This window comes from Terriglobia bacterium (genome assembly GCA_020073185.1).
Lineage (GTDB): Bacteria > Acidobacteriota > Terriglobia > Terriglobales > Acidobacteriaceae > JAIQGF01.
In genome coordinates this window covers 22,627-30,053 of sequence record JAIQFT010000053.1, presented here as the reverse complement: position 1 = coordinate 30,053, position 7,427 = coordinate 22,627, and the positions used below count along the sequence as shown (strand labels likewise).

Annotated in this window: 6 protein-coding genes; 5 read left to right on the top strand and 1 reads right to left on the bottom strand. The window is 61.3% G+C overall.

Translation table 11 applies throughout. From position 1 onward, the window contains the following. Positions 1-111 precede the first annotated feature (111 nt). Positions 112-1,854: a metallophosphoesterase gene (locus LAN64_16330; GenBank protein ID MBZ5569404.1), complete on the bottom strand. Its 1,743-nt coding sequence runs from the start codon at positions 1,852-1,854 to the stop codon at positions 112-114. Positions 1,855-2,325: 471 nt separating this feature from the next. On the opposite strand from LAN64_16330, the gene cdd reads away from it, so the two are divergent. The 5 genes from cdd to udk all read left to right on the top strand — a co-directional run bounded on the left by cdd (position 2,326) and on the right by udk (position 7,298). Continuing rightward, positions 2,326-2,718, top strand: a complete 393-nt coding sequence (gene cdd / locus LAN64_16325) for a cytidine deaminase (protein ID MBZ5569403.1) — start codon at positions 2,326-2,328, stop codon at positions 2,716-2,718. Between the two features lie 161 nt (positions 2,719-2,879). After that, positions 2,880-4,190, top strand: a complete 1,311-nt coding sequence (locus LAN64_16320) for a thymidine phosphorylase (protein MBZ5569402.1) — start codon at positions 2,880-2,882, stop codon at positions 4,188-4,190. 180 nt (positions 4,191-4,370) lie between these two features. After that, on the top strand, positions 4,371-5,627 hold the full coding sequence (locus LAN64_16315; GenBank protein MBZ5569401.1) for a NupC/NupG family nucleoside CNT transporter: 1,257 nt from the start codon (positions 4,371-4,373) through the stop codon (positions 5,625-5,627). Between the two features lie 82 nt (positions 5,628-5,709). After that, the gene (locus LAN64_16310) at positions 5,710-6,579 is read left to right on the top strand and encodes a purine-nucleoside phosphorylase (GenBank protein ID MBZ5569400.1); all 870 of its coding nucleotides are present in this window, start codon (positions 5,710-5,712) and stop codon (positions 6,577-6,579) included. A gap of 89 nt (positions 6,580-6,668) precedes the next feature. Next, positions 6,669-7,298: a uridine kinase gene (gene udk / locus LAN64_16305; GenBank protein MBZ5569399.1), complete on the top strand. Its 630-nt coding sequence runs from the start codon at positions 6,669-6,671 to the stop codon at positions 7,296-7,298. The last annotated feature ends 129 nt before the right edge of the window (positions 7,299-7,427 follow it).

The window sequence follows — 7,427 nt, the reverse complement described above, 5'->3', positions numbered from 1 at the left end:
CTCCCGCGCCGGGAAGATCGGAATCGGCCGTGCAGAAGTGGAATCTCGATGTCCCGCGCGAAAAACTTGGCGAACTCACGCAACCGAGTACGCCGCTGCCCGTGCCGAAATTCAGCTACTTACACCACGGGCTGCTAGGCTGGAAAGCGCGCTCAAAGCTTGCAGGGCCCCGATGGACCCGGCTGCAGCCTTCTGGCTGGTCACTTGGAGCACGCCGGCCGCAGTGGCGTACTTGAAGTACACGTACGATTCCGCCGGCTTGAGGCTGTATTGGAACCCGGAAAGATTCAGGTAGTACTGCGCGTTTGCAAGATTGGTCTGCAAGACCAACTGGAGGGCGCACACCTTCTTCACGTCGGCGAGCTCCAAGTACGTCGACATCAGCGGGAAGCCCAGCGGTAGGGCTTGGCTGGAGTCGGGGGAGATTCCCAGCGGCAGGACGTTATAGATGTCCGCGAAACTAAGGGGCACGCCGGCCTGCAATTTCCCGCGCAGAACACCCGTGGCCACTACGGAACCCTGGAAGGGCGTGAAATCGTATCCGGGCAGATTCGCCGGATCGCCCCCCACTGCGGCCAGAGTCTGCGCGAGGATGCCGTTGGGAACGCTGCGGAACGCATCCGCTGCGAAATCCCCTAACCCATTGGGCGGCGGCACCGGGTCCATTTCGTTGGAGACCATATCCTGGGCAGTCGTTCCCACGGGGTGATAAATACCTGTGCCAACTTTCTTGGGATCGTAGTCGGCAAAGGTCTGGCTGAAGAAAGGTCCGAGCTCTGCATTGAGCTGTTGATCGATTGCTCTCACGATGAATGCGATCAACGGATCGGGGAACAGCCACCGGTTGATCGCGGTGAGGGTCGCATTCGTCATAGCAAGATTGCTGGAGGCGTCCAGGGTCGTGGACCTGGTCGAGGCATGATAGGTCAAGTCGATACGTGCGACATTGGCGCCATAGGCGCCGGCGTCGATGATCTGGGTGGTCCAGCCCCCATTCACCACGGTGTGCGCGGAGGTCAGCGGCGTGTGGGTGTGGCCGGACGCGATTACGTCGATACCGGTTACATGTTTGGCGAGTTCTATGTCTTCGCCACTGGTGCCGGCGGCGTTCGTTCCGGAGTGGGAGAGCGCAATTACGACTTGCACGCCTTCGTTGTTCCGGAGGACGTTGACCAAGGCTTGAACTGCGCCATAGTCGGCCGAGAAGTCCGTGAAACTCACGGGCGCCGAACCTGGGGCCGTTTGGGCCGCGGCCTTTCCCATGAGCCCAATGTAGCCCACTTTGATCCCGTTCGATAACCTTTCGACCTGCGTGGTCTGGATCGCTTTGCCGTCACCAACGAACGGCGCAAGATCGAGATTGCCTTCCAGATTCATGTTTGAGGCCACGATGGGTGTGTGGAACCGGAATGAACTCTGCGCGGCGCTGATCATCTGGGCGAGCCCTTTGGGAGTGTAGTCGAACTCGTGGTTGCCCAGCGTCACGCAGTCGTAGTGCATGAGTTGGAGGAAATTGAGCGCCAGCGGCCGCTCGCTCAGGGTGAGGTCGTAGAGCGTGCCCATGGTCCAATCGCCGGAGTCCACGAGGACTACCGGATGGCGCGTGGTCAGTCGGATGTAGTTCACGTAGGTGGCGATCCGGGCGTAGGCGCCCGTGATGCTTGTGCCGGTCAACGGATTCACGTCGAGGCCGACATGGTCGGCGCCATTGGCATGGTGATGCAGGTCCGTGGTCTGCAGAATGGTGATCTGGGCGTCGCCTGAGCGAAGAACCTGTGCGGCGAGCCCGGCCGGGATGGCGAGCACGGCAAAGATACACGTTGCAACAACCAATCCGCATCTTCTGGAATTCATGGTTCTCCTCATGCTTGACCCGCGTACGACGCATGAATCGCTGACGCGATCCGCCACTCTAAGCTAGGTCAGCTCAGGGCAAAGTAGACATGTCTGACGAAAATCCGGGCGCGCCGTCTCTCGACGTGCTGCCCTTCAGCAGATGCCTCTTGAGTCCCTCACGACGGGAAATCTATGTGAGACTGCGGAAGATTGTATAGGAGAAATTTTTCTCCAGGAGTGGATGTCTGTCGAGCCGAACCGATAACCGACCACCCGATAGCCGACTACCAAAAGCCGGTAGTGAGTCAGTTTCAAACCGACCCACTACCCCAGAGCCAAGAAGGGCCATGCACCGCTTGACGATTCCCCTCAACTCGCCTTTAATTCACCATTAGCTCATTTTCATCGGGAGAGTTCTGTCAAGCGCGCGGCCTCCTGTCGGAAGGATCTGTGTTCGGCGCTCAGCCTCACGTTGCCGCTAAACCGCCATTGTCCGCTGTCGATAAGGAACGCCTTTTCGTAGCCGCGCGCGAAGTGCTGACCCGCGCTTATGCTCCGTATTCCAAGTTCCATGTTGGCGCCGCGGTGCTGGCCGCATCCGGTGCTATCTATGCCGGCTGCAACGTCGAGAACGCTTCCTACGGCCTGACGATCTGTGCCGAGCGCTCCGCCATCTCCGCCGGAGTTGCCGCCGAGGGTGCGTCCTTCAGAATTCGCGCCGTGGCGGTGTTCAACGGCAACGATGCCCCCTGCTCTCCCTGCGGCGCGTGTCGGCAGGTGATTTTCGAATTCGGTCCTGACGCCGACGTCATCTTCCAGGGCCGCGACGGTCACGAGCACTCCACCGCCCGCGCTTTACTTCCAGCAGGGTTCACGTTGTGAGCGGCGAATGTCATCCTGAGCGAGCGCGCCGGACTTCCGCCGACCCGCCAAGGAGCGAAGAGACTGCCGGGGCGGCCCCTGGCGCTCGAGTCGAAGGACCCAGATCCGGCGGCGCAGCCCCCGCTCAATACGGCCCTGGAGCCGCCGGACGCGCGCGCAGCCTGCGCATTGTGGACGTCATCCGCCGCAAGCGCGATGGTGGCGAACTCACCCGCGACGAGATCGGCTACATCGTTTCCGCCTATACCGAAGGCGCCATTCCCGATTACCAGATTGCCGCGTTGCTAATGGCCATCGTCCTGAAGGGCATGTCCAAGCCCGAACTCGCCGCGCTCACCGAGGCCATGCTCCACTCCGGCCAGGTGCTGGACTTTTCCGACATTCCCGGACGCAAGGTGGATAAGCACTCTACCGGCGGTGTGGGCGACAAGACTTCGCTCGTGCTGGCGCCCATCGTGGCCGCCGGCGGCTTGCCGGTCCCGATGATCAGCGGACGCGGACTTGGCCACACCGGCGGCACGCTCGATAAGCTGGAATCCATACCCGGATTCAACGTTAATCTCTCGCTCACTGAATTCCGCCGCGTCTTGAAAGAGTGCGGCTGTGGACTGATCGGCCAGACGGCCGAAATCGCCCCCGCCGACAAGAAGCTTTACGCCCTGCGCGACGTCACCGGCACCGTCGAGAGTCCCAGCCTGATCTGCGCCTCCATTATGAGCAAGAAACTCGCCGAGGGCCTTGACGCCCTGGTGCTTGATGTCAAGACCGGCTCCGGCGCATTCATGAAGAAAGAAGAGGACGCCGTCCATCTCGCCGACCTGATGGTCGAGACCGGCCGGCGCATGGGCAAGCGCGTGGTCGCCCTGATTACCGACATGAGCCAGCCGTTGGGCCGCGCCGCCGGCAACGCCAACGAGGTTGCCGAGTGTATTGACGTCCTCAAGGGCGGCGGGCCGGGGGACCTGCGCGATCTTTGTTTCGAACTCTCCGGCTGGATGTTTTATCTTGGCGAGCGCACGAAATCCGTCGAGGAAGGGAAGAGCCTGGCCGGGGAGATGATTCGCGGCGGCCTCGCTCTGGATAAATTCCGCCGGATCATCCAGCTCCAGGGCGGCGATCCGAAGGTGATCGACGACCCTTCCCGCTTCCCGCGCGCCCGCCACTCGGTCGACATCGCCAGTCCGGCGGCGGGGTACGTCACCGCCATCATGTGCGAGCAGGTGGGGACGGCCTGCGTCGTCCTCGGCGGCGGCCGCGAGAAGAAAGAAGACAAGATCGATCACGCGGTGGGGATCATGGTGCGCAAGAAATTGGGTGACGCCGTGGTGGCGGGCGAGCCGCTGTGTTCGGTGGAGTACAACTCCGACGCGCGTTTGGAGGAGGCGCGCCGTCTGCTGCTGTCGGCGTACACCATTTCGCCGCAGCCGCCGTCGGCGCTGCCGCCGCTGGTCCACCGCGTAATCGGGGAGTAGGAAGGGCACGGCTTCCGCCCTGCCATGAACGTTATCTGAAGAATTGTCGTTCCGAGCGCAGCGAGGAATCTGCTTTTGCTCGCAACTTGCAACTGGTTTTGCTCGCGATTCGGGTCTGGGAACTAACTCGAGACTGAAACTCGAAACCGAAACTCGATACTGAAACTCGATACTGAAACTATGTACAGATTCGTCGGCATTCTCGGCCTCGCCACCATGCTCGGCCTCGCCTTCGCCTTTTCCACCGCGCGCCGCTCCATTCGCCTGAAGACCCTGCTGTGGGGCGTCGGGTTGCAATTCGCCTTCGCCTTTCTCGTGCTGCGCTTTGATGTCGGACGCCTGATGCTCGCCAAGGCCGGCGCCGGCGTCACGCGGCTACTTAGCTTTTCCTTCGCCGGCTCGCAGTTCATCTTTGGCGATCTCGGCAAGAAGATGTCGCCGCAAGGCTTCATCTTTGCCTTCCAGGTGCTGCCGACCATCATCTTCATTAGCGCGTTCTTCGCTGTGCTCTACCATTTCGGCATCATGCAGTTCATCATCAAACAGTTCGCCAAGGTGATGAAACTAATGGGCGCCAGCGGCGCCGAATCGCTCGACGTTGCCGCCAGCGTCTTCATGGGACAGACGGAAGCCCCGCTCACCATCCGCCCTTTTCTGCCTTCGCTCACCCGCTCCGAGCTGATGACCGTCATGACGGCCGGCATGGCGCACGTTTCCGGCGGCATCATGGGCGCCTACGTGCTCTACGGCATCGAGGCCAAGCACCTGCTCAGCGCCGTCATCATGACCGCCCCCGGCACCATTCTGATGGCCAAGATGCTGGTGCCGGAAACCGAGGTCCCGCTGACTGGCGAAAGCAATTCGCCCCGCCCTGAATCCGCCCCTGCCAAGGTCGAACTCGAAGACGTGAACCACAAGGACGAGAACGTCCTCGGCGCCATCGCCCGCGGCACCATTGACGGCATGCACCTGGCGTTCAACGTTGCCGCCATGCTCATTTCCTTTCTCGCGCTGATCGCGCTGGTCAACGGTATTTTCGGCGGCATTCACAACCATTGGGCGAGCTGGTTTCCCTCCAGCCTGGAGAAAGTTTTCGGCGTCATCTTCGCCCCGGTCGCTTTCGTGATTGGCGTGCCGTGGCGCGACTGCCTCGCCGTCGGCAATCTGCTGGGCACGCGTATGGTGATTAACGAGCTGGTCGCCTTCGCCAATCTCGGCCCCATGAGGAGCACGCTCGATCCGCGCTCCTTTACCATCGCCACCTTCGCGCTCTGTGGATTTGCCAATTTCAGCTCCATTGGCATACAGATTGGCGGCATCAGCGCGCTGGCGCCCAATAAGCGCTCGGACCTGGCCAAACTCGGCTTCCGTGCCATGCTCGCCGGCACCATGGCGAACCTGATGTCGGCTTCGATCGTCGGAATTTTGCTGAAATGAGGGAGGTCGTTAGTCGTTGGTCGTCAGTCGTTCGCATCCTGCTTTGGCCACGACCAACGAACTATCGACTAACGGCAGTCTTATGAAACCAGCAGTCGCAAGCGCTCGCCAGCTCGCCGACGACTTCACCCGCGCCGAAGAGGCCGCCAACTACCTGTCCTCCAAGACCAAGCTGCGCCCCAAGGTCGGGCTCGTGCTCGGCTCCGGCTTGGGTTCCTTCGCCGATAAGCTGACCGGCGCCGTCCCGATTCCTTACGCCGATATTCCGCACTTTCCCAAGCCCAGCGCGGAAGGTCATGCCGGCAATTTGGTTATCGGCACCCTCGGACACGTTCCCGTTGCCTGCATGCAGGGCCGGGTGCATTTGTACGAAGGCCACAGCGTGCGCGATGTCGTTTTTCCGGTGCGCGCGCTGGGCCGCTTTGGCGTCAAGGCACTCATCCTCACCAACGCCGCCGGCGGCATCAACGAAACCTACACCCAGGGCTCCCTGGTCGTGCTCAAGGACCACATCAACCTGCAGGGCGTAAACCCGCTCATCGGCCCCAACGACGAGCGTCTCGGACCGCGTTTCCTCGACATGACCCAGGCCTACTTCCGCCCTTATCGCCAGATTGCCATGGAACACGGCAAGCGTCTCGGCATTGACGTCTTCGAAGGCGTTTACGCGGCCTTGTATGGCCCGATGTACGAAACTCCGGCCGAAATTCGTTACCTGCGCACCATCGGCGCCGATGTTGTCGGGATGTCCACCGTCGCTGAAGTCATCGCGGCGCGCCACATCGGCATTCGCGTGCTCGGCATTTCCTGCGTCACCAACATGGCTGCCGGAATTCTCGACCGGCCCATCGACCACAAGGAGGTTCTCGAAACTGGGGAGCGCGTGAAAGCGAAGTTCATCCAATTGCTGGAAGCGATCATGCCGCAGGTGGAAGATCTCGCGGGATCGTAGAGAATGTTCAGACTTGTCATTGAAGTTTAGGATTTGTCGTTCCGTGCGCAGCGAGGAATCTGGGTTCTTCCGAAACTGAAACTGAAACCATGTCCACTACTCACATTATCGCCATCGCCGGTCCGTCCTGCGCCGGCAAGACCGAGTTGGCGAAGTCTCTTTCGCGCCTCCTTTCCGCGCCCATTTTGCCCATGGACGCCTATTACCGCGACCTCGACTTCCTGCCCATCGAGTCCCGCTGCCATTTCAATTTCGACCTGCCCGACGCCGTCGATCACGATCTCCTGCGCCAACACCTTACTGCTCTGGCCGCCGGGCTGCCGGTGCAGCGTCCGGTCTATGACTTCACCGTCCACACCCGCTCGTCCTCGTGGGAGACCGTCACGCCCGGCCGCCACGTGATCTTGGAAGGCCTGTTTGCGCTCTACTGGGCAGATCTCCGGCCCCTGTTTGGAACCAAGGTCTACATCGACGCCCCCGACGACGTTTGCCTCGCCCGCCGCCAGGTTCGCGACGTCCGCGAACGCGGGCGAACCGCCGAATCCGTCCACAACCAGTACGTCGAAATCGTGCGCCCCATGGCTGAGCTCTACGTTCGTCCCACCCGCTGTTTCGCCGACATCGTCGTGTCCGGGGAAGTGCCCCTTGAGCAGTCATCCGCCGCCGTGCTGGCTCGAATCAACGCTGCTCGTCCCGCCGTAGCACGGCCTGCCGGGTAAGTCCGAAGTAAATCTGCGGTAACCCTTCCTCGACGACTCCATTCATCCCGAGATTGCCGCGCCCGGATTCACGAAACATTAACCCGCATGATGTTCACACCTGACGGTTGGCGTGATATCTTTCCCCGC

Coding starts and splice junctions, on each gene's coding strand:
- LAN64_16330 (MBZ5569404.1), bottom strand. CDS start 1,854: ATGAATTCCAGAAGATGCGGATTGGTTGTTGCAACGTGTATCTTTGCC.
- LAN64_16310 (MBZ5569400.1), top strand. CDS start 5,710: ATGAAACCAGCAGTCGCAAGCGCTCGCCAGCTCGCCGACGACTTCACC.
- LAN64_16315 (MBZ5569401.1), top strand. CDS start 4,371: ATGTACAGATTCGTCGGCATTCTCGGCCTCGCCACCATGCTCGGCCTC.
- udk (MBZ5569399.1), top strand. CDS start 6,669: ATGTCCACTACTCACATTATCGCCATCGCCGGTCCGTCCTGCGCCGGC.